Source organism: Pseudomonas sp. GW821-FHT02H06, assembly GCF_059421525.1.
In genome coordinates, this window is sequence record NZ_JBWKVD010000002.1 from 450,250 (window position 1) to 473,054 (window position 22,805).

Annotated in this window: 18 protein-coding genes and 3 pseudogenes; 19 read left to right on the forward strand and 2 right to left on the reverse strand. The window is 63.4% G+C overall.

The window, feature by feature from the left end:
* Positions 1-2: 2 nt before the first annotated feature.
* Complete coding sequence (gene urtB, locus AC07VF_RS05150; protein ID WP_495009792.1) at positions 3-920, reverse strand: urea ABC transporter permease subunit UrtB; 918 nt, start codon at positions 918-920, stop codon at positions 3-5.
* Between the two features lie 163 nt (positions 921-1,083).
* Entirely contained in the window at positions 1,084-2,328 is a 1,245-nt protein-coding gene (urtA, locus tag AC07VF_RS05155) for an urea ABC transporter substrate-binding protein (RefSeq protein ID WP_495009793.1), read from the reverse strand.
* 261 nt (positions 2,329-2,589) lie between these two features.
* Here urtA and AC07VF_RS05160 point away from each other — a divergent pair, with 261 nt between their 5' ends.
* From AC07VF_RS05160 to AC07VF_RS05250, 19 genes and pseudogenes are all read left to right on the forward strand, one after another.
* Entirely contained in the window at positions 2,590-5,991 is a 3,402-nt protein-coding gene (locus AC07VF_RS05160) for an ATP-binding protein (protein WP_495009794.1), read from the forward strand.
* Positions 5,966-6,637: a response regulator gene (locus AC07VF_RS05165; RefSeq protein ID WP_192172203.1), complete on the forward strand. Its 672-nt coding sequence runs from the start codon at positions 5,966-5,968 to the stop codon at positions 6,635-6,637. The genes AC07VF_RS05160 and AC07VF_RS05165 overlap by 26 nt, the downstream gene beginning before the upstream one ends.
* Positions 6,638-7,002: 365 nt before the next feature.
* Positions 7,003-8,037 (forward strand): annotated as a pseudogene (locus AC07VF_RS05170) (HAMP domain-containing protein); the annotation flags it as partial.
* A gap of 93 nt (positions 8,038-8,130) precedes the next feature.
* On the forward strand, positions 8,131-8,895 hold the full coding sequence (locus tag AC07VF_RS05175) for a methyl-accepting chemotaxis protein (RefSeq protein WP_407073227.1): 765 nt from the start codon (positions 8,131-8,133) through the stop codon (positions 8,893-8,895).
* Positions 8,896-9,842: 947 nt separating this feature from the next.
* The gene (gene phnC / locus AC07VF_RS05180) at positions 9,843-10,676 is read left to right on the forward strand and encodes a phosphonate ABC transporter ATP-binding protein (RefSeq protein WP_495009795.1); all 834 of its coding nucleotides are present in this window, start codon (positions 9,843-9,845) and stop codon (positions 10,674-10,676) included.
* A gap of 67 nt (positions 10,677-10,743) precedes the next feature.
* The gene (phnD, locus tag AC07VF_RS05185) at positions 10,744-11,748 is read left to right on the forward strand and encodes a phosphonate ABC transporter substrate-binding protein (protein ID WP_495009796.1); all 1,005 of its coding nucleotides are present in this window, start codon (positions 10,744-10,746) and stop codon (positions 11,746-11,748) included.
* A 90-nt stretch (positions 11,749-11,838) separates the two neighbouring features.
* Positions 11,839-12,627: a phosphonate ABC transporter, permease protein PhnE gene (gene phnE / locus AC07VF_RS05190; RefSeq protein WP_122535792.1), complete on the forward strand. Its 789-nt coding sequence runs from the start codon at positions 11,839-11,841 to the stop codon at positions 12,625-12,627.
* 38 nt (positions 12,628-12,665) lie between these two features.
* Positions 12,666-13,385, forward strand: coding sequence for a phosphonate metabolism transcriptional regulator PhnF (phnF, locus tag AC07VF_RS05195; RefSeq protein ID WP_282370654.1), 720 nt, complete (start codon positions 12,666-12,668; stop codon positions 13,383-13,385).
* A 14-nt stretch (positions 13,386-13,399) separates the two neighbouring features.
* Positions 13,400-13,882 (forward strand): phosphonate C-P lyase system protein PhnG, encoded by a 483-nt coding sequence (gene phnG / locus AC07VF_RS05200; RefSeq protein WP_282370656.1) that lies wholly within the window; start codon positions 13,400-13,402, stop codon positions 13,880-13,882.
* A 26-nt stretch (positions 13,883-13,908) separates the two neighbouring features.
* Positions 13,909-14,526, forward strand: coding sequence for a phosphonate C-P lyase system protein PhnH (gene phnH, locus AC07VF_RS05205; protein WP_495009803.1), 618 nt, complete (start codon positions 13,909-13,911; stop codon positions 14,524-14,526).
* Positions 14,526-15,599, forward strand: coding sequence for a carbon-phosphorus lyase complex subunit (locus AC07VF_RS05210; RefSeq protein ID WP_495009797.1), 1,074 nt, complete (start codon positions 14,526-14,528; stop codon positions 15,597-15,599). The genes phnH and AC07VF_RS05210 overlap by 1 nt, the downstream gene beginning before the upstream one ends.
* On the forward strand, positions 15,596-16,489 hold the full coding sequence (locus tag AC07VF_RS05215; RefSeq protein WP_495009798.1) for an alpha-D-ribose 1-methylphosphonate 5-phosphate C-P-lyase PhnJ: 894 nt from the start codon (positions 15,596-15,598) through the stop codon (positions 16,487-16,489). Before AC07VF_RS05210 ends, AC07VF_RS05215 begins: the two co-directional genes overlap by 4 nt.
* Entirely contained in the window at positions 16,486-17,316 is an 831-nt protein-coding gene (phnK, locus tag AC07VF_RS05220) for a phosphonate C-P lyase system protein PhnK (RefSeq protein ID WP_495009799.1), read from the forward strand. Before AC07VF_RS05215 ends, phnK begins: the two co-directional genes overlap by 4 nt.
* Positions 17,317-17,338: 22 nt before the next feature.
* Positions 17,339-18,088, forward strand: a complete 750-nt coding sequence (gene phnL, locus AC07VF_RS05225) for a phosphonate C-P lyase system protein PhnL (RefSeq protein ID WP_346630293.1) — start codon at positions 17,339-17,341, stop codon at positions 18,086-18,088.
* On the forward strand, positions 18,082-19,245 hold the full coding sequence (locus AC07VF_RS05230) for an alpha-D-ribose 1-methylphosphonate 5-triphosphate diphosphatase (RefSeq protein ID WP_495009800.1): 1,164 nt from the start codon (positions 18,082-18,084) through the stop codon (positions 19,243-19,245). The genes phnL and AC07VF_RS05230 overlap by 7 nt, the downstream gene beginning before the upstream one ends.
* Positions 19,245-19,811: a phosphonate metabolism protein/1,5-bisphosphokinase (PRPP-forming) PhnN gene (gene phnN / locus AC07VF_RS05235; RefSeq protein ID WP_423571523.1), complete on the forward strand. Its 567-nt coding sequence runs from the start codon at positions 19,245-19,247 to the stop codon at positions 19,809-19,811. The genes AC07VF_RS05230 and phnN overlap by 1 nt, the downstream gene beginning before the upstream one ends.
* A complete protein-coding gene (phnP, locus tag AC07VF_RS05240) occupies positions 19,802-20,551 on the forward strand; it encodes a phosphonate metabolism protein PhnP (protein ID WP_495009801.1) in 750 nt (249 codons plus the stop codon). The genes phnN and phnP overlap by 10 nt, the downstream gene beginning before the upstream one ends.
* A gap of 397 nt (positions 20,552-20,948) precedes the next feature.
* Positions 20,949-21,839: pseudogene (locus tag AC07VF_RS05245) on the forward strand (PDC sensor domain-containing protein); the annotation flags it as partial.
* A gap of 258 nt (positions 21,840-22,097) precedes the next feature.
* Positions 22,098-22,697 (forward strand): annotated as a pseudogene (locus tag AC07VF_RS05250) (methyl-accepting chemotaxis protein); the annotation flags it as partial.
* Between the last annotated feature and the right edge of the window lie 108 nt (positions 22,698-22,805).

Genomic DNA, 22,805 nt, shown 5'->3' on the forward strand with positions numbered 1-22,805 from the left:
ACTTATTTACGAACCTTGCTGGCAAACAACCCCTGGGGGCGCATCAACAGGATCAGGATCACGATGGACAGGGTCAGGACCTTGGCCATCGAGCCACTCATGAAGAACTCCGACAGGGACTGGGTCTGGGCAATGGCGAACGCCGAGGCAATGGTGCCGAACAGGCTGGCCGCGCCGCCGAAAACCACCACCAGAAAGGTGTCGACGATGTACAGGGAGCCGGCGGTGGGGCCGGTGGAACCGATGGTGGTGAACGCTGCGCCCGCGACCCCAGCAACGCCGCAGCCCAGGGCGAAGGTCATGCGGTCGACCTTGCGGGTGTTGATGCCCACCGCCCGGCTCATGATGCGGTTCTGCACCGTGGCGCGGACGTGCAACCCCCAGCGGCTGCGGTACAGCATGAGAAAAATCCCGCCGGTCATCAGCACGGTCAGGCCCATGACGAACAGGCCGTTGCGCGGGATTTCAATGGCGTCGGTGAGGTTGACCGCGCCCATCAGCCATTCGGGCGGGTTGGCGCTGACTTCACGGGCGCCGAAGATGGAACGGAACGCTTGCTGCATCACCAGGGACAGGCCCCATGTTGCCAGCAGGGTGTCGAGCGGTCGGTGGTAGAGGCGACTGATCATCACCCACTCCACCACCCAACCCACGGCACCGGCCACCACGAACGACAACGCGATGGCAAAGAAGAAATAGTACGGCTGCATCCACGGCCAATAGGTCTGTACCAGGGTCGACAGCAGGTAAGTGGTGTAGGCGCCGATGGTGAGGAATTCACCGTGGGCCATGTTGATCACGCCCATCTGACCAAAAATGATCGCCAGCCCCAAGGCCATCAACAACAGCACGCAGAACACGGAAAGCCCGTTGAACCCCTGCATGGCCGCGATGGCACCAAATTCCGATAGCCATTCCATGATGATGGTCTCCGAGGTGAAAGGTAGAGGGGCGCCTGATCGTTCCCACGCTCTGCGTGGTAACGCATCCCCGGACGCTCCGCGTCCTGCATGGCCGCAGAGCGGCCGGACCGGCATTCCCACGCAGAGCGTGGGAACGATCAGCGCGCCATGTCAGCAGCAATTACTGGTAACCCTTCGGAAACGGATTCGGCTCAATCAATTCCGACTCGTAAACCACCTTGAACTGGCCATCGGCCTGGACTTCACCGATGCGGGTCTTGCTCCACAGGTGGTGGTTTTCGTGAATCTTCACGTAGCCTTCGGGCGCGGTTTTCAGCTCGATGCCCGGGGACGCCGCCACCACTTTGTCGACGTCGAAGCTGCCGGCTTTCTCCACCGCGGCTTTCCACAACCACGGACCGAGGTAGGCGGCCTGGGTCACGTCGCCCATCACCGAATCCTTGCCGTACTTGGCCTTGAACGCCTCAACGAACGCTTTGTTGTTGGGGTTATCCAGGCTCTGGAAGTACTTCATCGACGCGTAGAAGCCCTTCATGTTCTCGCCGCCAATGCCCAGCAGTTCGTCTTCGGTGACCGAGAGGGTCAACAGCGTCTGCTTGGTGGAATCGACGCCAGCGGCTTTGAGCTGCTTGTAGAACGCCACGTTGGAGCCGCCCACGACCGCCGCGAACACCACGTCAGGTTTCTTCAATTTGACTTTGTTGATCAGCGAACCGAACTGGGTATTGCCCAGCGGGTAGTAGTCTTCGCCGACGACCGTGCCGTGGAGCACGTTTTCGATGTGCTTGCGGGCGATCTTCATCGAGGTGCGCGGCCAGATGTAATCCGAACCGATCAGGTAAAAGGTCTTGGCGCCCTTGGTCTTGGCGATCCAGTCCAGGCTGGCAAGGATCTGCTGGGTCGCTTCCTGCCCGGTGTAGATCACGTTTTTCGACTGTTCCAGCCCTTCGTAGAAGGTCGGGTAGTACAACAGGCCGTTTTCTTTCTCGAACACCGGCAACACCGCTTTACGCGACGCCGAGGTCCAGCAGCCGAACACCGTGGCCACCTTGTCGTTGACCAGCAGCTTGCGGGCTTTCTCGGCGAAGGTCGGCCAGTCGGACGCGCCGTCCTCCTGCACGATTTTGATCTGGCGATCGAGGATGCCGCCCGACGCGTTGATCTGGTCGATGGCCAGGCGTTCGGCCTGGATCGAACCGGTTTCGGAGATCGCCATGGTGCCGGTGGCCGAGTGCAGCTGGCCGACGGTCACTTCGGTCGGCGTGACGGCCAGGCCGGTGGTGTTGACGTCGTCGGCCAGGGTCATCTGGCTGAACACGCTGGCGGCGATCAGCGAAAGGGCTGCCGCCCCCAATGCCAGGCGTCGGGGGAAAAAGCGCGTGGGGCCTGTCAGTCGTGAATCCATGTTCCCGCTCCTGTGCTGGTGATTCGCGACGGCCGAATAAGGGTCCGTCGCGAGCTGCGAGCAAGGATGAGGCGGGCGCGGGAATCGAGGTATACGCAGCGTGACGTATGCGCGTACGTCATTTGACGTAGGGCCGGGAACGCCGGACCGAGGCATGATTGCGCCCGCGGCACAGAAGTTGCTGTTTGAACACAGTTCTCAGTTTCGCGCCAGCAAGGACGGTGAGTGGCGAATTCGCTCTCTCTCATCAGGAACCCCTCAGTGCGACCCTCCGGCTCTCAACGCATCATCAAGGTGCGCCGCGATTACAATCGTCTGGTCGCCGACGAGACCATGGAAGACTACGCGTTGCGTTTCACGCCCAAGTCCTTTCGCAAATGGTCGGAATTCCGCATCGCCAACACGGCTGTCGGGGCCGTGTCGTTCCTGGCACTGGAAGCCATCGGCGGCGCGCTGGTGATGAGCTACGGCTTCACCAACACCTTGTGGGCCATCATCGCCATGACGGTGGTGATCTTTCTCACCGGGCTGCCCATCAGCTACTACGCCGCGCGCTATGGCGTGGACATGGACCTGCTGACCCGTGGCGCCGGCTTCGGCTACATCGGCTCGACCATCACCTCGTTGATCTACGCCAGTTTCACCTTCCTGTTCTTCGCCCTGGAAGCGGCCATCATGGCGCTGGCGCTGGAGCTGTACACCCACATTCCGCTGGCGCTGGCGTACGTGATTTGCTCGATCATCGTCATCCCGCTGGTGGCCTACGGCATCACCCTGATCAGTCGCCTGCAAATGTGGTCGCAACCGTTGTGGCTGACGTTACTGATCGTGCCCTACGTGTTCGTGATCTGGAAAAACCCCGACGCGCTGTCCGACCTCACCACCTTTGCCGGCCGGGAGGGCGAGGGCGGCACGTTCAATCTGCTGCTGTTCGGTGCCGCGTTCAGCGTGGCGTTGTCCCTGGTGACGCAGATCGGCGAGCAGGTGGACTACCTGCGCTTCATGCCGGAAAAAAACCGCCGCAACCGCAAACGCTGGTGGGCCGCGGTGCTGATGGCCGGGCCCGGCTGGGTCATCCCCGGCGGCCTGAAAATCATGGCCGGCGCCTTTCTCGCCTTCCTCGCCCTGCAACATCAAGTGCCCATCGAGCGCGCGGCCGAGCCGACGCAGATGTACCTGGTGGCGTTCAACGACGTGTTTGCCTCGCCGGAATGGGCGCTGGCGGCCATGGTGCTGTTCGTGATCATTTCCCAGATCAAGATCAACATGACCAATGCCTACGCCGGGTCCCTGGCCTGGTCGAACTTCTTTGCCCGGGTCACCCACAGCCATCCGGGCCGGGTGGTCTGGCTGGTGTTCAACGTCGCTATCGCGCTGATCCTCATGGAACTGGGCGTGTTCGATGCCATCGAGGAAGTGCTCGGCCTGTACGCCAACGTCGCCATCGCCTGGATCGGCGCGCTGGTGGCCGATCTGGTGATCAACAAGCCTCTCGGCCTGTCGCCCAAGTACATTGAATTCAAACGCGCGCACCTCTACGACATCAACCCGGTGGGCGTCGGCGCGATGTTCATTGCCTCATTGTTGTCGATGTGTGCCCATTTCGGTGCGCTGGGGGAGGTGGCGCGGGCTGCGCCGCCGCTGATTTCCCTGACCAGCGCCCTGATCGCGGCGCCGTTGATCGCCTGGCTGACCAAAGGCCGTTACTACATCGCCAGGGAAAGCGACCCCGGTCTGCTGTTCCCCCTTGGCCGCCAGACCAGCCTGCGCTGTGGCGTGTGCAGCAACCGTTTTGAAACCCAGGACATGGCCTGGTGCCCGGCGTACGGTTCGCCCATCTGCTCGTTGTGCTGTTCGCTGGACGCCCGTTGCGGCGATCAATGCAAAACCCGCTCGCGGCTGTCGATGCAATTCGAGGACCTGATCGGCCGCCTGCTGCCCCGCTTGCCGCGCCAGTACCTGCACACCCGGCTGGCGCACTACCTGGGCCTGCTCACCGTGTTGGTGCTGACCCTGACCGGGGCGCTGACGATGATTTACAGCCAGGTCTCACATGGGCTGATCGATCAATCACCGCAGGTGCATCACACCCTGATGCTGGCGTTTCTCAAAGCGTTCCTGACCTTTTGCGTGTTCGCCGGCGTACTGGCCTGGTGGGTGGTGCTGACCCGGGAGAGCCGGCGCGTGGCCCTGGAAGAATCCGAGCGGCAGACAGCGTTGCTGATGCAGGAAATCGAGGCGCACCACAAAACCGATCAGGCGCTGCAGGAGGCCAAGGAAGCTTCGGAGGCCGCCAACGCCGCCAAGAGTCGCTACGTCACCGGGCTTTCCCACGAGCTGCGCACGCCGCTCAACAGCATTCTCGGTTTCACCCAGATCTTGCAGCGGGACGTCGCCACCCCGAGTAAACACCTCGATTCCCTGGCGACCATCATGCGCAGCAGTTCGCATTTGCTGTCGCTGATCGACGGCCTGCTGGACGTGGCCAAGATCGAAGCCGGCAAGCTGCGGCTGGAGCCGACGGAAATCCTGTTCCAGGAGTTTCTCGACGATCTGGAGAAAATGTTCGCCAGCACGGCCCGGGAGAAAGGCCTGCACTTTCGACTGGAGCTGATCGGACGCATGCCGGAAGTGGTGCGCGGCGACGAGAAGCGGGTGCGGCAGATTCTGATCAACCTGCTGGGCAACGCGATCAACTTCACGGACAGCGGAGAAGTCTGCCTGCGCGTCAGTTACCGGCGTGAAACAGCGACCTTCGACATCATCGACACCGGGATCGGCATCGCGCCGGAACAGATCGAACGGATTTTCCAGCCGTTCGAACGGGGCGGGCTGGTACGGCAAGACAACGGCGTGGGGCTGGGGCTGACCATCACGCGGATGCTCACGGCGTTGATGGGCGGCGCCCTGTCCGTCAGCAGCCAGCCCGAGGAAGGGACACGGTTTCAGGTGCGGCTGTTCCTGTCCGAAGTGCGGGTGCCCAAGGCGATCATCGACGTCAACCACGACGTCATCGGTTACGACGGTTCGCGGCGGCTGATTCTGGTGGTGGACGATCACATCGAGCACCGCAAGGTCATCAGCGGCATGCTCATGCCGCTGGGCTTTGACGTGGCGCAGGCGGCCAACGGGCAAGAGGCGGTCAGGCAGGTGTCGCTGCTGCACCCGGACCTGATCCTGATGGACCTGTCCATGCCGGACATGGACGGTTGGGCGACCAGTCGCATGATCCGCCGCAACGCGCTGTCCCTGGCGCCGATCATCGTGCTGTCGGCCAACGCCAATGCCTTCGCCGATGAAAAGGAACGCAGCCTGCAGGTGTGCAATGACTACCTGGCCAAACCCCTGCATTTGCCGCAACTGCTGGACCGCATTCAGCACCACCTGCAACTGACCTGGCAGCGGCGTTTGCGCAGCGCCCCGTTGCTCGTGCAGACGCCGGGAGTGTTGCCGTCGCGGGAGGATCTGGAAGAGCTGTATGAACTGTGCGGCCTGGGCTACATCCGTGGCATTCAACAAAAACTCGACGCCATCGAGCGCGAGAACACCTACAGCGCCGGTTTTGTCACCGGCCTGCGAACCCTGGCGTCCGGTTTTCGCCTGGATGAACTCAGTCTTCAACTGAAGGAGGCCCTTAATGGACGCCATGACCCGAGCCGCTGAAAACGGCGTCATCCTGATCGTCGATGACGTACCCGATAACCTGGCGCTGCTGTCCGATGCGCTGGACGAGGCGGGGTACATGGTGCTGGTGGCGCTGGACGGGCACAGTGCGTTGACCCGCATCCAGCGTCGGCGTCCGGACCTGATTCTGCTGGACGCGATGATGCCCGGCCTGAATGGCTTCGACACCTGCCGCCAGATCAAGGCGCAACCGGACACCGCCAACATCCCCGTGCTGTTCATGACCGCGCTGACCGACAGCGAGCACGTGGTGCAGGGTTTCGAGGCCGGCGCCATCGACTATGTCACCAAGCCGATCGAGTGCGCCGAAGTGCTGGCCCGGGTCGCTTCACATTTGCGCACCGCGCGCATCCTGCAAACCGCCCGCACGGCGTCGCAGCCGGTGACGTTCGAAGACAAATCCGCCTACGGCAAATTGTCCCGCCGCTTCCAGCTCACCGACCGGGAAATCGAAGTGCTGCGCTGGGTGTCCTGCGGCAAAACCAACAAAGACATCGCCGACATCCTGCAACTGAGCCCGCGAACGGTGAACAAACACCTGGAACACATCTACATCAAACTCGGCGTCGAAACCCGCACCGCTGCCACCTCCGTGGCCATGGCAGCGATGACCGATCGGGTGTGATCCCTCAAAAACTTCTCGGCTGAAGCTGGTCCTACCGTCGGAGTCGGTCGCAATTGGCTGCGCAAACAGATTGGCTATTAAACCTGCCTGTATTTAGCTCGGTTATATAAGCCCTATACAACCAACGGTCTTTATTGGATCCACTACTTGAACTAATGCCCCGCAATTGAATTGAAGTTGAACTATTTCTCCCCTCATAGAACAGCACTCAACTTTCATCGACAACCGGCCCTAAATTCCCCGGGTTCGCTGCCGAAACATCTTTCAGGCCGTGCCTTCTCTTTCCTGCAGCACCCGTGCAAAGCGCAGCGCACCTATCGGCATCGCACTCTTGTCGCTGTCATCTCTGTTATGGACACACGCATATGATCAAACGTCTGGGTTTCAGCAAAAAGATCTTGCTGGCCGCTGCACTCATCGTGGTAGTTGCTTTCTCGTGTTTTATTCTGGTGAACGATTATCGCCAGCGCGAAACCCTGAAGAACAGCGTCGCCTCCGAACTTCAACAGATGGGCAGTCTGACCACGCAAAACATTCAAACCTGGCTCGACAGCCGCACGCAGTTGCTCAACTCCATGGCCCAGCAGATCGCGGTCGACGGTCCGGCCCAGGGCAGCTTGCAGCGGGCGATCGGTTTGCCGGTGTATCCGGACAATTTCCAGCTCAGTTATTTCGGCAGCAAGGACGGCGTGATGTTCTCCGTGCCGACGGGCAATCGCCCGGCCGACTATGACCCGCGGGCCCGTGGCTGGTACAAGGCGGCCGATGCGGCGCAGGGCATTATCGTCACCGAGCCGTACATCGCCGCTTCGTCGGGCAAGCTGGTGGTGACACTGGCCACGCCGGTCCGCCAGCAAGGGCAGATGATCGGCGTCGCGGGTGCGGACATTTCCCTGGACGCCATCAGCAAGACCATCAACTCGCTGAACTTCGGCGGCCACGGTTATGCGTACATCGTCAGCGCCGACGGCAAGATTCTGATTCACCCGGACAGCAAGCTGATCCTCAAGAACGTCAGCGAAGCCTATCCGAGCGGTGCGCCAACCATCGCGCCGGGCGTGGCGGAAATCGAGTCCGGCGGCAAGGCGCAGATCATCTCGTTTACCAAGGTGGAGGGGCTGTCGTCGGCGAACTGGTACGTGGCGCTGGTGCTTGACCGCGACGCGGCCTACTCGATGCTGAGCGAATTCCGCTCTTCGGCAATTTTCGCGATGGTCATCGCTGTGGCGATCATCATGGTGCTGCTGGGCCTGTTGATCCGCGTGCTGATGCAGCCGTTGCACCAGATGGGCCGGGCGATGCAGGACATCGCCGACGGAGAAGGCGACCTGACCATGCGTCTGGCCATCGTGTCCCAGGATGAGTTTGGCGCGCTGGCGCAGTCGTTCAACCGTTTTGTGGAGCGTATTCACGGCTCGATCCGCGAAGTGGCCTCCACCGCCGGGCAGCTGGGTGAAGTCGCGGCCCGCGTGGTCGGTGCCTCGAACTCGTCGATGGGCAATTCCGATCAGCAGACCAGCCGCACCAGCAGTGTGGCCGCCGCGATCAACCAGCTCGGCGCCGCCGCTCAGGAAATCGCCCAGAACGCCGCGCTGGCATCACAGCATTCCAGCGAGGCCACGCAACTGGCCAGCGAAGGGCAGGGCGTTGTCAGCCAGACCATCACGGCGATGAATCAGCTGTCGGAGAAGATCAGCGAGTCGTGCGCCAACATTGAAACGCTGAACAACAAGACCGCCAACATCGGGCAGATTCTGGAAGTGATTACCGGTATTTCTCAGCAGACCAACCTGCTGGCGCTCAATGCCGCCATCGAAGCGGCGCGGGCAGGGGAAGCGGGGCGTGGTTTTGCGGTGGTGGCGGACGAGGTGAGGAATCTGGCGCACCGCACCCAGGATTCGGCGCAGCAGGTGCAGGGCATGATCGAGGAGTTGCAGGTCGGCGCGCGCGATGCGGTGATCAACATGACCGAGAGCCAGCGCCAGAGCGAGAATAGTGTGACCATCGCCAATCAGGCGGGCGAACGGCTCAATAGCGTGACCCGCCGGATCAGTGAGATCGATGGCATGAACCAGTCGGTGGCGACCGCGACCGAGGAGCAGACGGCGGTGGTGGAGTCGATCAATGTCGACATTACGGAGATCAATACGCTGAATCAGGAGGGCGTCGATAACCTGAAATCTACTCTGGATGCTTGTGCGCATCTGGAGCATCAGACGGCACGGCTGCAGCATCTGGTCGGCACTTTCCGGATCTAGATCAAGGGCGTCTGCCTGGGGGCAGACTGTTTCGCCTTCGGCGAGTTACTTGGAAAAGCACCCCAAGTAACCAAGGGTGCTTGCTCTCGGTTGGGTTCCTCCTTCGTCGGAATACCCTCACTCCGACGACGCTCCGTGGGCCCGCGCCGAACGGACATCCATGTCCGCAACGGCGCTCTCGCCGCATCCATGCGGCTCGACCCACTGCGCGTCGTCTGCGTTCGGCCTGCACCCAAGTCGCGATTGGCGGTGACTGAGCCTTTTGCGTATGAAGATCAAAAGCAAATCAAAGCACGCGTAGTAGGACCGGCTTCAGCCGGGAACACGCCAGCCTTCACACCCCTAATCCCGCAGCGCGACCCCCGACGCCTTCCCGGCTAAAGCCAGTCCTACGGTCGAAACGCATGTCCATAGTGGGACCGGCTTCAGCCGGGAAGAGGCCAGTTTGCACACCCTCACTTCTACAGCGCGCCACCCGACGCTTTCCCGGCTAAAGCCAGTCCTACGGTCGAAACGCATGTCCATAGTGGGACCGGCTTCAGCCGGGAAGAGGCCAGCCTGCACACCCTCAATTCTGCGGCCCGACATCCGACGCTTTCCCGGCTAAAGCCGGTCCCACCAGAGGCATCGCGTTGTGCCAACGGACCAACGGCACGAATTATTTGTTTCAGCCCTTCCGCAATCCCCTCCACTGAATCCTCAACAACCCTCCAACTTGTCTAGCCTGCACAGCCGCTAGACCGCCCTTTAACCTCGTGATGTCCACAAACCCCCCGAAAAATCCCGCATCAAACCGTCTCCGAAGTGAAACGCCGCCGTCATCGTCGATTCATGGAACTGCCACAGGCTGCCCCTAATGTCACTCGCACCGAACGCGGCCAAGGACGGTCGTGCGGCGGATCATTCATCCCCGGCAGGACGCTGGAATCACAACACCAGAGAAGCCCATGACCGCAGCCATCGACGTCGACCGCTTGAACAAGACATTCGCCCGAAAGACCGCTTTGGTTGACCTTGCATTGTCTATACAACACGGGGAAATGGTTGCGCTGATCGGCGCTTCCGGTTCCGGCAAATCCACGCTGTTGCGCCATCTGGCCGGTCTGGCCTGTTGCGATCGCAGCAACGGCGGCAGCGTCCAGGTGCTGGGCCGCGAAGTGCAGGCCTCGGGCCGGCTGAACGGCAAAGTGCGCCGCCTGCGGGCCGACATCGGCTACATCTTTCAGCAATTCAATCTGGTCAATCGCCTGAGCGTGCTCGACAACGTGCTCCTCGGCTGTCTGGGCCGTATGCCGCGCTGGCGTGGCAGCCTGGGGCTGTTCAACGCCGAGGAAAAGGCCCGGGCCATGGCCAACCTTGACCGCGTCGGCCTTGCCGATCTGGCGCCGCAGCGGGCTTCGACCCTGTCCGGCGGCCAGCAGCAGCGGGTGGCTATCGCCCGCGCGCTGACCCAGCAGGCCGAAGTCATTCTCGCCGACGAGCCCATTGCCTCCCTCGACCCCGAGTCGGCGCGCAAAGTCATGGAAATCCTCGCCGACATCAATCGTCGGGACGGCAAGACGGTCGTCGTCACCCTGCATCAGGTGGATTACGCCGTGCGCTATTGCCCGCGTGCCGTGGCGCTCAAGGGCGGACGGATTCACTTCGACGGCGACGGCGCCGAGCTCAACAGCCAGTTCCTCAACGACCTGTATGGCGCCGACGCCGACACCAGCCTGATGTTCGACGGCAGCGCGCGGGACACCGAACGACCGTCGCGACTGATGATGGCTCGCGCCTGACTCAGTGGCGGCACCGGTAACAGACAACACCCAACCCCACACCCAAAACCAGCTCCGGGAGTTTCCCATGTTGAACCGTATCGGGCGCGTCTTCGCGTCTGCCGCTGTCGTTGCCGGTTGCCTGCTGGGCAACGCGCAGGCCGACGACAACGTCATCAACTTCGGCATCATGTCCACCGAGTCGTCGCAGAACCTGAAAAGCGTGTGGCAGCCGTTCCTCGACGACATGTCGAAAAAGACCGGGCTTAAAGTCAACGCCACCTTCGCCTCCGACTATGCCGGCCTGATTCAGGGCATGCGTTTCAACAAGGTCGACGTGGCCTGGCTGGGCAACAAGGCGGCCATGGAAGCGGTGGACCGTTCCGGCGGCGAAATCTTCGCCCAGACCGCCGCCGCCAACGGTGCGCCCGGCTACTGGAGCGTGATCATTGCGCGCAAGGACAGCCCGATCAATTCGGTCGAGGACATGCTCAAGCACGCCAAGGAACTGACCTTCGGCAACGGCGACCCGAATTCCACCTCGGGCTACCTGGTGCCGGGCTACTACGTGTTCGCGCAGAACCACGTCGACGCCGCCACCGCTTTCAAACGGACGCTGAATTCCAGCCACGAAGTCAACGCCCTCAGCGTGGCCAAAGGGCAACTGGACGTCGCCACCTTCAACACCGAAAGCTGGGACCGTCTGGAAGTCACTCAGCCCGACAAGGCCGCAATGCTCAAGGTGATCTGGAAATCGCCGCTGATCCCGGCCGACCCGATGGTCTGGCACAAGGGCATGTCCGACGCGGAGAAGAACAAGATCCGCGACTTCTTCGCCAACTACGGCGACACCGACGAAGAAAAGGCCGTGCTGAAGAACATGCAGATGGGCAAGTTCCTAAAGTCCTCGGATGACCAGTTGCTGACCATCCGCCAGCTCGAGCTGTTCAAGCAGAAGACTGAAACCACGGCCAGCACCACCCTCAGCGCCGAAGAAAAGGCCACCCGCCTGAAAGACATCGACGCGGGTTTAGCGAAGCTGCAGGACCGTATTTCCGAGCTGGAAAAACAAGGCACCGCCAAGGCGGGTTGATGCACGGGGCGCGCCTGCCTGCGGGGGTAAGCCCCGTGCAGGCACGGCGCGCCAGTCATGACGCCTCACCCGATCGCAACCGGACTTTTTATGACCACTCACGCTGCTTACATCCAGGCCGCTGGCAAGCGCAGCTGGCCGCAATACCTGGGCTGGGGCCTGTTCCTGGCGATGATGGCCTGGGCCTGGCACGGCGCGGAAATGAACCCGCTCGCCCTGTACCGCGACTCCGGCAACATGGCGACTTTCGCCGCCGACTTCTTCCCACCGGACTTCCACGAATGGCGCGCGTACCTCAAGGAAATGATCGTCACCGTGCAGATCGCCCTGTGGGGCACGTTGCTGGCGATCGTCTGCTCGGTGCCGCTGGGCATCCTCTGCGCCGACAACATCACGCCGTGGTGGATTCATCAACCGCTGCGCCGGGTCATGGATTCGTTCCGCTCGATCAACGAAATGGTCTTCGCCATGCTCTTCGTGGTGGCGGTCGGCCTCGGCCCGTTTGCGGGCGTGCTGGCGCTGTGGATCAGCACCACCGGCGTGCTCGCCAAGCTGTTTGCTGAAGCCGTGGAAGCGATCGATCCCGGCCCCGTTGAAGGCGTGCGAGCCACCGGCGCCAGTGCCCTGCAGGAAGTGATCTTCGGGGTCATCCCGCAGGTGATGCCGCTGTGGATTTCCTACGCGCTGTACCGCTTCGAATCCAACGTGCGTTCGGCGACGGTGGTGGGGATGGTCGGTGCCGGCGGGATCGGCGTGATCCTCTGGGAAAACATCCGCGCCTTCCAGTTCACCCAGACCTGCTCGGTGCTGCTGGTGATCATCGTGGTGGTGAGCGTCATCGACATCTTCTCCCAGCGCCTGCGCAAGCAGTTCATCTAATGACCACGACAGGAGAGGGTGCTAACCCTTTTTTAGCCATGCAGTTGTCTAGACAATCCGAACCGCTTCACCGAGAACCCATGTACCTCGAACTGGCGCAAACCCTGCGCCGTGAACTCGACCGCTACACCGCCGGCGAATACCTGCCCGCCGAAATCCAGCTGGCGGCGCGCTTTGAGGTCAACCGGCACACCGTGCGCCGGGCCATCGACGAGTTGGTGCGCGAAGGCAGCCTGCTGCGCCGCCAGGGCAAAGGCACCCAGGTGCTGGGCCGTCCGCTGGTGTACCCGGTTGCCGCCGGCAGCGCGTACAGCGAATCCCTCGCGGCGCTGGGCCATGGCGTCGAAGCGGTGCTGCTGCAACGCCGTCACTGCACGGCGACGGCGGAAGAGGCCGGGCATCTGGGCCTTGAACCCCACGCGCCGCTGATCGAACTGCAAACCCTGCGCCGCCTCGACGGCCAGCCGGTCTGCCTGATTCGCCACCGCTACTGCGCCACCCGCGCGTCGTTGATCGCCGACTACGTCAGCGGTTCGGTGCGCCAGTTCCTCACCGAGCGCCAGTTGCCGTTGACCCGCACCTTTAGCCTGATCGGCGCGCGTCTGCCCAGTCGCGAAGAGGCCAGCGTACTGCTGATGCCACGTCACCTGCCGGCGCTGACGGTGCTCACCCTTTCCCACGATGCGCACGGAAACCCGGTGGAGATAGCCCATTCCACCAGCCGCTCCGACCGCTTTCAGTATCAGATCGTCACCTGACGGAGATGCCCTCGATGACTGCCACACCCGTTTCTTCCAGCGCGCCCGACGCCCAGACACCCGGCCACGCTGCCCGCCAGCACTGGATCGGCGTGCTCTCGCGCAGCCGCCGCGCCGAACTGCAGGCCCACGAAGCGGCGTTGCGTGACGCCGACTACCAACTGATCCGTGCGCCGGAAATCGGCATGACCCTGGTGCGGGGCCGCATGGGCGGCAGCGGTGCGCCGTTCAACGTCGGCGAGATGACCGTGACCCGCTGCGTGGTGCGCCTGGCCGACGGCCGCACCGGCTTCAGCTACTTGGCCGGGCGCGACAAGGCCCACGCCGAACTCGCCGCCCTGGCCGACGCGCATTTGCAGGGCGCCCAACAGGCGCACTGGATGACTGACCTGATCGCCCCCCTGGCCCGCGCGCAGGACCTGCGCCGGGCCCAACAACAAGCCGAAACCGCCGCGACCAAAGTGGACTTCTTCACCCTGGTCAGAGGAGAAAACTGATGAGCACCTCTCTCGCCACTCAATCCTTGCCCGCTTCGCTGTTGCAGCCGGCATTTGCCGATCCGGTGCTGGATGCCCAGCGCAGTTTTCGCGCCGCCCTCAAGGCGCTGGCCGGTCCCGGTGTCGCGCAAAGCCTGCTCGCCACGCAAACCCCGCCGCACCTCGAAGGCCTTGCTGCGGCCAGCCACGCCCTGTGCCTGGCCTTGCTGGACATCGACACGCCGCTGTGGCTCGCGCCGGCGTTCGACACCCAGGCCATTCGCGCCAACCTGACCTTCCATTGTGGCTGCCCGATCGTCAGCGACCGGCAGAACGCCCGCTTCGCGCTGCTCGACGACAGCCAGTTGCACGATCTCAGCGGTTTCGACCTGGGCAACGACCGTTATCCCGATCAGTCCTGCACGCTGCTGGTCCAGCTGCCGAGTCTGCAGGGCGGCACGCAACTGGCCTGGCGCGGGCCGGGCATCGAAAGCAAAAACCACGTCAGCCTGCCGTTGCAGGAAGCGTTCTGGCAGGAGCGCGAAGCGCGCAATGACTTCCCCCGGGGAATCGACGTGTTCTTCGTCGCCGGCAGCGAATTGCTCGGCCTGCCGCGCAGCACCCAGGTGCTGTTCAAGCCTCAGCCGTCAAGAGGGGTGGCCTGATGTACGTCGCCGTCAAGGGTGGCGAACAGGCCATCGACAATGCCCACAAACTGCTGGCGAAACAGCGCCGGGGGGACACCTCCGTCGCCGAGCTTGGCGTGGAGCAGATCCGCCAGCAACTGCCGCTCGCTGTCGCCCGGGTGATGACCGAGGGCTCGCTGTACGACGCCGAACTGGCGGCGCTGGCGATCAAGCAATCGGCAGGCGATCTGGTTGAAGCTATTTTCCTGCTGCGCGCCTACCGCACCACGCTGACCCGCTTCAGCGCCAGTCTGCCCATCGACACCTCGGCCATGCAGCTCAACCGTCGTCTGTCGGCCACGTTCAAGGACGTCCCCGGCGGGCAACTGCTGGGCCCGACCTTCGACTACACCCACCGTTTGCTGGATTTCACCTTGCTGGCCGAAGGCGAATTTCCCGGCCCTGAGGCCCAGGCCGATGCCATCGTTCAGGACTGTCCTCGGGTGCTGGGCCTGCTCGCAAAAGAAGGCCTGATCAAGGAAGAACAGGACACCGGCGCGCCGGTCGCCGACATCACCCGTGAGCCACTGGAATACCCGGCCAGCCGCGCCGAACGCCTGCAGGCGCTGGCCCGGGGCGACGAAGGTTTCCTGCTGGCGCTGGGTTATTCGACCCAACGGGGCTACGGCCGCAACCACCCGTTTGCCGGGGAGATTCGGGTGGGAGAAGTGGAGGTGTGGATCGAGCCGGAAGAGCTGGGATTCCCGATCTCCATCGGCGCCATCGAAGTGACCGAGTGCGAGATGGTTAACCAGTTCGTCGGTTCCGCCACCGAGCTGCCGCAGTTCACCCGCGGCTATGGCCTGGCTTTCGGGCACGCCGAACGCAAAGCCATGGGCATGGCGCTGGTGGACCGCTCGCTGCGCGCCGGGGAATACAGCGAGGAAATCGTCTCGCCGGCCCAGCAGGAAGAATTCGTCCTGGCCCACTGCGACAACGTCGAAGCCGCCGGTTTCGTCTCGCACTTGAAATTGCCGCACTACGTGGACTTCCAGGCCGAACTGGAACTGATCCGCAAACTGCGCACGCCCTCCAGGGAGCAGGCCCAATGAATGCCGCCACGCCGCCACGCCCACAGCCATTACCGCCGACGCCGCGAGACGAGGCGTACAACTTCGCCTATCTGGATGAACAGACCAAACGCATGATCCGTCGCGGCCTGCTCAAGGCCGTGGCGATTCCCGGTTATCAAGTGCCCTTCGGTGGCCGTGAAATGCCGCTGCCCTATGGCTGGGGCACCGGCGGCATGCAACTGACCGCTGCGATCCTCGGCGCCGAGGACGTGCTCAAAGTCATCGATCAGGGCGCCGACGACACCACCAACGCGGTGTCGATTCGCCACTTCTTCGCCCGCACCGCCGGCGTCGCCACCACCGAGCGCACCCCCGAAGCGACGATTATCCAGACCCGCCACCGCATCCCGGAAACGCCGCTGCACGCCGACCAGATCATGGTCTATCAGGTGCCGATTCCCGAGCCGCTGCGCTTCATCGAACCGTCGGAAACCGAGACCCGCACCATGCACGCGCTGAATGATTACGGCGTCATGCACGTCAAGCTCTACGAAGACATCGCCACCTTCGGCCACATCGCCACGGCCTACGCCTACCCGGTGACCGTCGACGAACGCTACGTCATGGACCCGTCGCCGATCCCCAAATTCGACAACCCCAAGCTGGACATGAGCCCGGCATTGATGCTGTTCGGCGCCGGTCGCGAGAAGCGTCTTTACGCCGTGCCGCCCTTTACCCGCGTCACCAGCCTCGATTTTGAAGATCACCCTTTTGAAGTGCAGAAGTGGGAACACAACTGCGTCATCTGCGGCAGCCAGGACTCGTTCCTCGACGAGCTGATCCTCGACGACCAGGGCACCCAAAGCTTCGTCTGCTCGGACACCGACTACTGCGCGCAACGGGTCAGTCAGGGGAGGGCCGCGCGATGAATGCTGCTCAACAGATCGACCGTGATGCCGTCAGCGACCGCACCCAGCCGCTGCTGAAAGTGCGTGGCCTGACCAAGTTGTACGGCCCGGAGAAAGGCTGCCAGGACGTCAGCTTCGAGCTCTATCCCGGAGAGGTGCTGGGCATCGTCGGCGAGTCCGGCTCCGGCAAGTCGACGCTGCTTTCACTGCTCAGCGGCCGTTGCCCGCCCGACAGCGGCGTCATCAATTACCGCCTCGCCGACACCCACAAAAGCGCCGGCCAGTGGCTGGACCTGTACAGCGCCAGCGAGGCCGAACGGCGCACCTTGCTGCGCACCGAATGGGGCTTCGTCGAGCAGAACCCCCGGGACGGCCTGCGCATGGCGGTGTCGGCCGGGGCCAATATCGGCGAGCGGCTGATGGCCCAGGGCGTGCGCAATTATCAGGCGCTGCGGGCGGCGGGGCTGGACTGGCTCAATCAGGTGGAGATCGACCCGGCGCGCATCGACGACCTGCCGCGGACCTTTTCCGGCGGCATGCAGCAGCGCCTGCAAATCGCCCGAAATCTGGTGTCCGGTCCACGGCTGGTGTTCATGGACGAGCCCACCGGCGGCCTCGACGTGTCGGTGCAGGCGCGTTTGCTCGACCTGATGCGCGGGCTGGTGCGCGAGCTGGATCTGGCGGTGGTGATCGTCACCCACGACCTGGCCGTGGCCCGCCTGCTCGCCGATCGGCTGATGGTCATGCGCCGTTCCCACGTGGTGGAAACCGGCCTGACCGACCAGATCCTCGACGACCCGCAACATCCGTATTCGCAGCTGCTGGTGTCTTCGGTGCTGCAGCCATGATCCGCCTCTCGGGATGCCTACAATGAACACGCTGATCGAGGTCCGTGACCTCTCGAAAACCTTCACCCTGCACCAGCAGAACGGCGTCGTGCTCAACGTGCTGCGCGGCTTGAATTTCTCCGTCGGCGGCGGCGAATGCCTGGTGCTTCACGGCCATTCCGGCGCGGGCAAAAGCACGCTGCTGCGCACCCTGTACGGCAACTACTTGCCGGCCGGCGGCAGCATTCGCGTGCAGAATCAGGGCGAATGGCTGGAACTGGTCGGCGCTGCGCCCCGGGAGGTGCTGCAAGTGCGCCAGCACACCCTCGGTTACGTCAGCCAGTTTCTGCGCGTCATTCCTCGCGTCGCCACCGTCGATGTGGTCATGGAACCGGCGCTGGCCCGTGGCTGGAAGCGCGAAGACGCCCAGGCCCGCGCCGAGCATCTGCTCGCCCGGCTGAACATCCCGCAGCGCCTGTGGCAACTGGCGCCGGGGACGTTTTCCGGTGGCGAACAGCAGCGCGTCAACATCGCCCGCGGCTTCATGGTGCCGTGGCCGGTGATGCTGCTGGACGAGCCGACCGCCTCGCTGGACGACGGCAATCGCCAGGTGGTCCTCGAATTGATCAATGAAGCGAAGAGCGCCGGCGCTGCGGTGATCGGCATCTTCCACGACCGACTGGCCCGGGAAGCGGTGTCCGACCGTCATCTGGACATGACCCCGCCCGACCTTGATCCGCAGGCCTCACTGGCATCCATGGCATCGAGCCCGAAGGAGACCGAACAATGCTGAACGAACAGATCCTGACCCACGCCAAGATCGTCACTGCCGAGCAGGTCTTCACCGGCACCGTGGTGCTGCGCGACGGTGTGATCAGTGAAGTCGACGACAGCATCAGCCAGCTGTCCCAGGCGCAAAACCTCAACGGCGATTACCTGCTGCCGGGGCTGGTCGAGCTGCACACCGACAACCTGGAAAAACACCTGAGCCCGCGCCCCGGTGTGGACTGGCCGTCGGCCTCGGCGGTGATGAGCCACGACGCGCAAATCATCGCGGCGGGCATCACCACGGTGTTCGACGCGCTGTCCATTGGCGACGTCAATCCCAAGGGCAAGCGCATGCAGCAACTGCCGGGCATGGTCGACGCGATCGCCAAGGCCAACGCCGCCGACATGACCCGCGCCGAGCACCGCCTGCACCTGCGCTGCGAGGTTTGCCACCCCGACACCCTCAGCGTGTTCCGCGACCTGGTCGAGCAGCCGCTGGTGCAGTTGGTGTCGGTGATGGACCATTCGCCGGGCCAGCGCCAGTTCGCCCTCGAATCCAAGTACCGTGAGTACTACATGGGCAAATACCACCTGAGCATTGAGCAGATGGACGAATTCATCGTTGAGCAGGTCGCCAACTCCAAGACCTACAGCGACCGTTATCGCCGGGCCATCGTCGACATCTGCCTGGCACGCGGGCTGTCGGTGGCCAGTCATGACGACGCGACACTGGCCCACGTCGAGGAGTCGGCGGCCTACGGCATGAGCATCGCCGAGTTCCCGACCACCCTCGAGGCCGCGCAGGGCTGCCGGCGTCTGGGCATGAGCGTGTTGATGGGCGCGCCGAACATCGTTCGCGGCGGCTCGCACTCGGGCAACATCGCGGCGGCGACACTGGCCGAAGAAGGGCTACTGGATATTCTCTCCAGCGATTACTATCCGGCCAGCCTGTTGCAGGCGGCATTCACCCTGGGCGCTCAGCTGGAGGCAGCGGATGACTCGACGGGCGCCGGGCTGGCGCGTGCCGTGACCACGGTGAGCCTGGCACCGGCCCGTTCGGCGGGCTTGCACGATCGCGGCGAGATCCGCGTCGGCCTGCGCGCCGACCTGATCCACGCCCGGGCTATCGGCACACTGCCAATCATTCAACAAGTCTGGCGACAAGCGAAGAGGGTGTTCTGATGGCAGGCAGGTTGATCTATCTCATCGGGCCGTCGGGTTCGGGCAAGGACAGCCTGCTGGACGCGGCCCGCGAGGCGTTGGCTGCGCGGGACTGCCGCATCGTGCGTCGGGTCATCACCCGTTCGGCGGAAGCCAAGGGTGAAGCGGCCCAGGCCGTCAGCGTCGAGCGCTTCGAGGCGCTGCAGGCCGAGGGCGCGTTTGCGCTCGACTGGTTCGCCAACGGCCTGCATTACGGCATCCCGAAAGAGATCGATCAATGGCTGGCCGACGGGCACGACGTGCTGGTCAACGGCTCGCGCGGCCATCTGCCCCAAGCGCGGTCGCGGTATCCGTCGCTGTGGGTGGTGCTGCTGACGGTGGATCAATCGGTGCTGCGGGATCGATTGCTCAGCCGGGCGCGGGAATCGGCCGAAGACATCGAAACCCGACTGGCGCGCAATGCCCAGTTTGCTGACGATTTGCAGGTGAATGACCCTTCGCTGATCGTGCTCGACAACTCCGGTGCCCTGGAACAAACCGTCGCCCGACTGTTGCAGCGACTGGAGCGAACCCCCGCATGCGCCTGACCCTGCTGGGCACGGGGGATGCGCGGCAAGTGCCGGCTTACGGCTGCGAATGCGTGGCCTGTCGCGCCGCCCACGCCGACCAACGCTTGCGCCGCCGCCCGTGTTGCGCGCTGGTGGAACTAGGGGAGCAACGCTGGCTGATCGACAGCGGCTTGCCCGACCTGACTGAACGCTTCCCGCCGCGCAGCCTCAGCGGCATCCTGCAAACCCACTACCACGCCGACCATGCCCAGGGCCTGTTGCACCTGCGCTGGGGCCAGGGTCTGGTCATCCCGGTCCACGGCCCGGTGGACCCGGAAGGGCTGTCGGACCTGTACAAACACCCCGGCATTCTCGATTTCAGTCAGCCCTTCATGCCGTTCGAAAGCCGCGCCCTGGGCGAACTGCAAGTCACCGCGCTGCCGCTGCTGCACTCCAAGCCGACGCTGGGTTACCTGCTGGAAGGCGGTGGCCGCCGCATCGCCTATCTCACCGACACCGTCGGTTTGCCCCACGACACACAGGCTTTTTTGCAGCGCGAGGCGGTCGACGTGCTGGTCCTCGACTGCTCCATGCCGCCGCAACCGCAGACGCCGCGCAACCACAATGATGTGAATGTGGCGCTGCAGATCATTGCAGCGGTGAAGCCCGATCAGGCCGTGCTGACCCATGTCGGGCATACGCTGGATGCGTGGCTGATGGAGCATTCCGCGGAACTGCCCGACCACATTCGGGTGGCGCGGGACGCAATGGAGGTCTGAACGGGGCGGGCGGGGAGTCGTTTGGCCAGTCGTCCTATAACCACCTGTCGCCCATGTCGGTTAAACCTCGGTCCGGCTTCAACTTTTCCCTGTCACGGCCGTTGCAAATGTAGCCCTACATTTCCTTCGGAGCTTGACCATGTCGTTGATTCCCCGCCGTATTGCTGGACGAATGACCTTGGGGATCCTGACATTGCTGATTCTCACGGCCGTCGCGATTTTCGCGGTCATGACCCTGGGGGGCAAACCCCAACTGGTGGCCGCCGGCACCGAGTCGGCGGAGCAGTCAGCCAGCGCCATTACCCGTCAGCTGGCGTTGCCATTGAGCCGCATCGAGGGGACCGCTGCCGCCATGGCGCTGCTGGCCGAGACACTGCCCCACGAAGAAACCCTGTACATGAGCAATTTCCCCGGCTTGATCGACAGCCAGGGGGATTCCGCCATCGCCGGTGGCGGCGTGTGGCCGGAGCCCAATGCCTTTTCCCCAGGCACCGAACGTCGCAGTTTTTTCTGGGCACGGGACGCCAGCAACCGACTGGGCTTCTCGGACGAATACAATCAGGCCAAAACGCCGCCTTATCAGGCTGAATCCTGGTACACCGGGGCCAAGTCCGCACCGGCGGGACGTTGCGTCTGGTCCGATGCTTATCAGGACCCGGTCAGCGGCGTGGCAATGACCACCTGCAGCGTCCCTTATCGGGCGCAGGGCGCGTTCGCCGGTGTCGCGACCATCGATTTGAAACTTGATGGTCTGGCAGCTTTCCTCAAAGAGAAAGGCGGCGTTACGGACGGCTACGCGTTTGCGGTCGATCCTTCAGGGAATTTGCTGTATTTCCCCGATGCGAAGGGCACCAAGGGCCTGCTGACCATTACCGGTTTAAGCCAGGAACAACCCTGGTTGAAGCCGGTGGCTGATCAGCTCGCGAGCAACACTTCGGCCCTCTCGACCCTGAGGATTGAGCACGACGGTCGGCTCAACGGCCCGGCCTACGTCACCCTGGCGACCATGGCCGGCACGGGCTGGCGCATTGGGCTGGTGACCCCGGAAGCCCGCGTCGTCGGCCTGGCCAACCGCCTCACCGGACAGATTCTGTTGTTTCTGCTGCCGCTGCTTGGCGTGCTGCTGGGTCTGGCCTGGCTGGCCGGCAAGCGCCTGTTGGCTCAACTGGAGGAAACCACCGCGCAGATATCGAGTCTGGGGCAGGGCGGTCAGATCGATACTCAGCTGGCCATCGTGCGGGCCGACGAGATCGGTGCGTTGCGTGAGTCGGTCAACCACTACGCCGGTTCCCTGCGCGACATGCTGCACCGCATCGCCGAAGAGTCGGTGTCCCTGGAACGCCAGGCCAACGAGCTGGCGCAGCTGTCCCAAGGCGTCGCCGAGCGGGCCGAATCCCAGCGTCAGGACAACACCTTACTGGCGACCGCAATCACCGAGATGTCGGCCAGTGCCAACGAAGTCGCCCAGAACACCACCGACTGCTCCGACACCGCCCGCCGTTCCCTGGGCGATGCGCAGAAAAGCCAGGATCAGGTCAACAGCAACAGCCAGTCCATCGAAGTGCTGGCAACGGACATTGCCGGCGCGGCGGGCGCCATCACCCAACTGGGCGATGACATCGAGCGCGTGGGCAGCGTGCTGGAGGTGATCAAATCGATCTCCCAGCAGACCAACCTGCTGGCCCTGAACGCCGCCATTGAAGCGGCGCGCGCAGGCGAGCAGGGCCGTGGCTTTGCGGTGGTGGCGGATGAGGTGCGCACGCTGGCCGGGAGAACCCAGGCCTCGGCGAACGAAATTCAGGAGATGATCTCGCAACTGCGTCAGGCCTCCAGTGCGGCGGTCTCGACGATGCAGAACGGCGCCCATCGCACCCGTGAGTCGGTGCAGCAGGCGGTCAATGTTGCCGCCACACTGGGCACCACCGTCTTCAGCTTCGACGACATCGTCCAGCGCGCCCATCAAATCGCCGTGGCCGCCCAGGAGCAGAGCCACGTCACTCACGAAATCAATGAGCTGGCGGTGCGCATCCACGCCTCCAGCGAACAAGGCGCCCGGGATGCCGGCACCTTGCGCGAACTGGGCAAAGGCATGCAGTCGATCTCCGGTCGTCTGGGTGCGTTGAGCCGCGGAGGCAGCCAGGGCTGAGGCATCTTGCGCGCTGGTTAGGCCGGGCGTGAGCACGATCAAATCTTGAGCAAGCTCACTCCCACAGGGATTGTGTTTGCCAGGAAATCGACGGCGTCCAAACCGGCG

Coding starts and splice junctions, on each gene's coding strand:
- AC07VF_RS05165 (WP_192172203.1), top strand. CDS start 5,966: ATGGACGCCATGACCCGAGCCGCTGAAAACGGCGTCATCCTGATCGTC.
- phnD (WP_495009796.1), top strand. CDS start 10,744: ATGTTGAACCGTATCGGGCGCGTCTTCGCGTCTGCCGCTGTCGTTGCC.
- phnC (WP_495009795.1), top strand. CDS start 9,843: ATGACCGCAGCCATCGACGTCGACCGCTTGAACAAGACATTCGCCCGA.
- AC07VF_RS05230 (WP_495009800.1), top strand. CDS start 18,082: ATGCTGAACGAACAGATCCTGACCCACGCCAAGATCGTCACTGCCGAG.
- phnL (WP_346630293.1), top strand. CDS start 17,339: ATGAACACGCTGATCGAGGTCCGTGACCTCTCGAAAACCTTCACCCTG.
- urtB (WP_495009792.1), bottom strand. CDS start 920: ATGGAATGGCTATCGGAATTTGGTGCCATCGCGGCCATGCAGGGGTTC.
- phnG (WP_282370656.1), top strand. CDS start 13,400: ATGACTGCCACACCCGTTTCTTCCAGCGCGCCCGACGCCCAGACACCC.
- AC07VF_RS05215 (WP_495009798.1), top strand. CDS start 15,596: ATGAATGCCGCCACGCCGCCACGCCCACAGCCATTACCGCCGACGCCG.
- AC07VF_RS05175 (WP_407073227.1), top strand. CDS start 8,131: ATGGGCAATTCCGATCAGCAGACCAGCCGCACCAGCAGTGTGGCCGCC.
- phnE (WP_122535792.1), top strand. CDS start 11,839: ATGACCACTCACGCTGCTTACATCCAGGCCGCTGGCAAGCGCAGCTGG.
- phnP (WP_495009801.1), top strand. CDS start 19,802: ATGCGCCTGACCCTGCTGGGCACGGGGGATGCGCGGCAAGTGCCGGCT.
- urtA (WP_495009793.1), bottom strand. CDS start 2,328: ATGGATTCACGACTGACAGGCCCCACGCGCTTTTTCCCCCGACGCCTG.
- phnN (WP_423571523.1), top strand. CDS start 19,245: ATGGCAGGCAGGTTGATCTATCTCATCGGGCCGTCGGGTTCGGGCAAG.
- phnF (WP_282370654.1), top strand. CDS start 12,666: ATGCAGTTGTCTAGACAATCCGAACCGCTTCACCGAGAACCCATGTAC.
- phnK (WP_495009799.1), top strand. CDS start 16,486: ATGAATGCTGCTCAACAGATCGACCGTGATGCCGTCAGCGACCGCACC.
- AC07VF_RS05210 (WP_495009797.1), top strand. CDS start 14,526: ATGTACGTCGCCGTCAAGGGTGGCGAACAGGCCATCGACAATGCCCAC.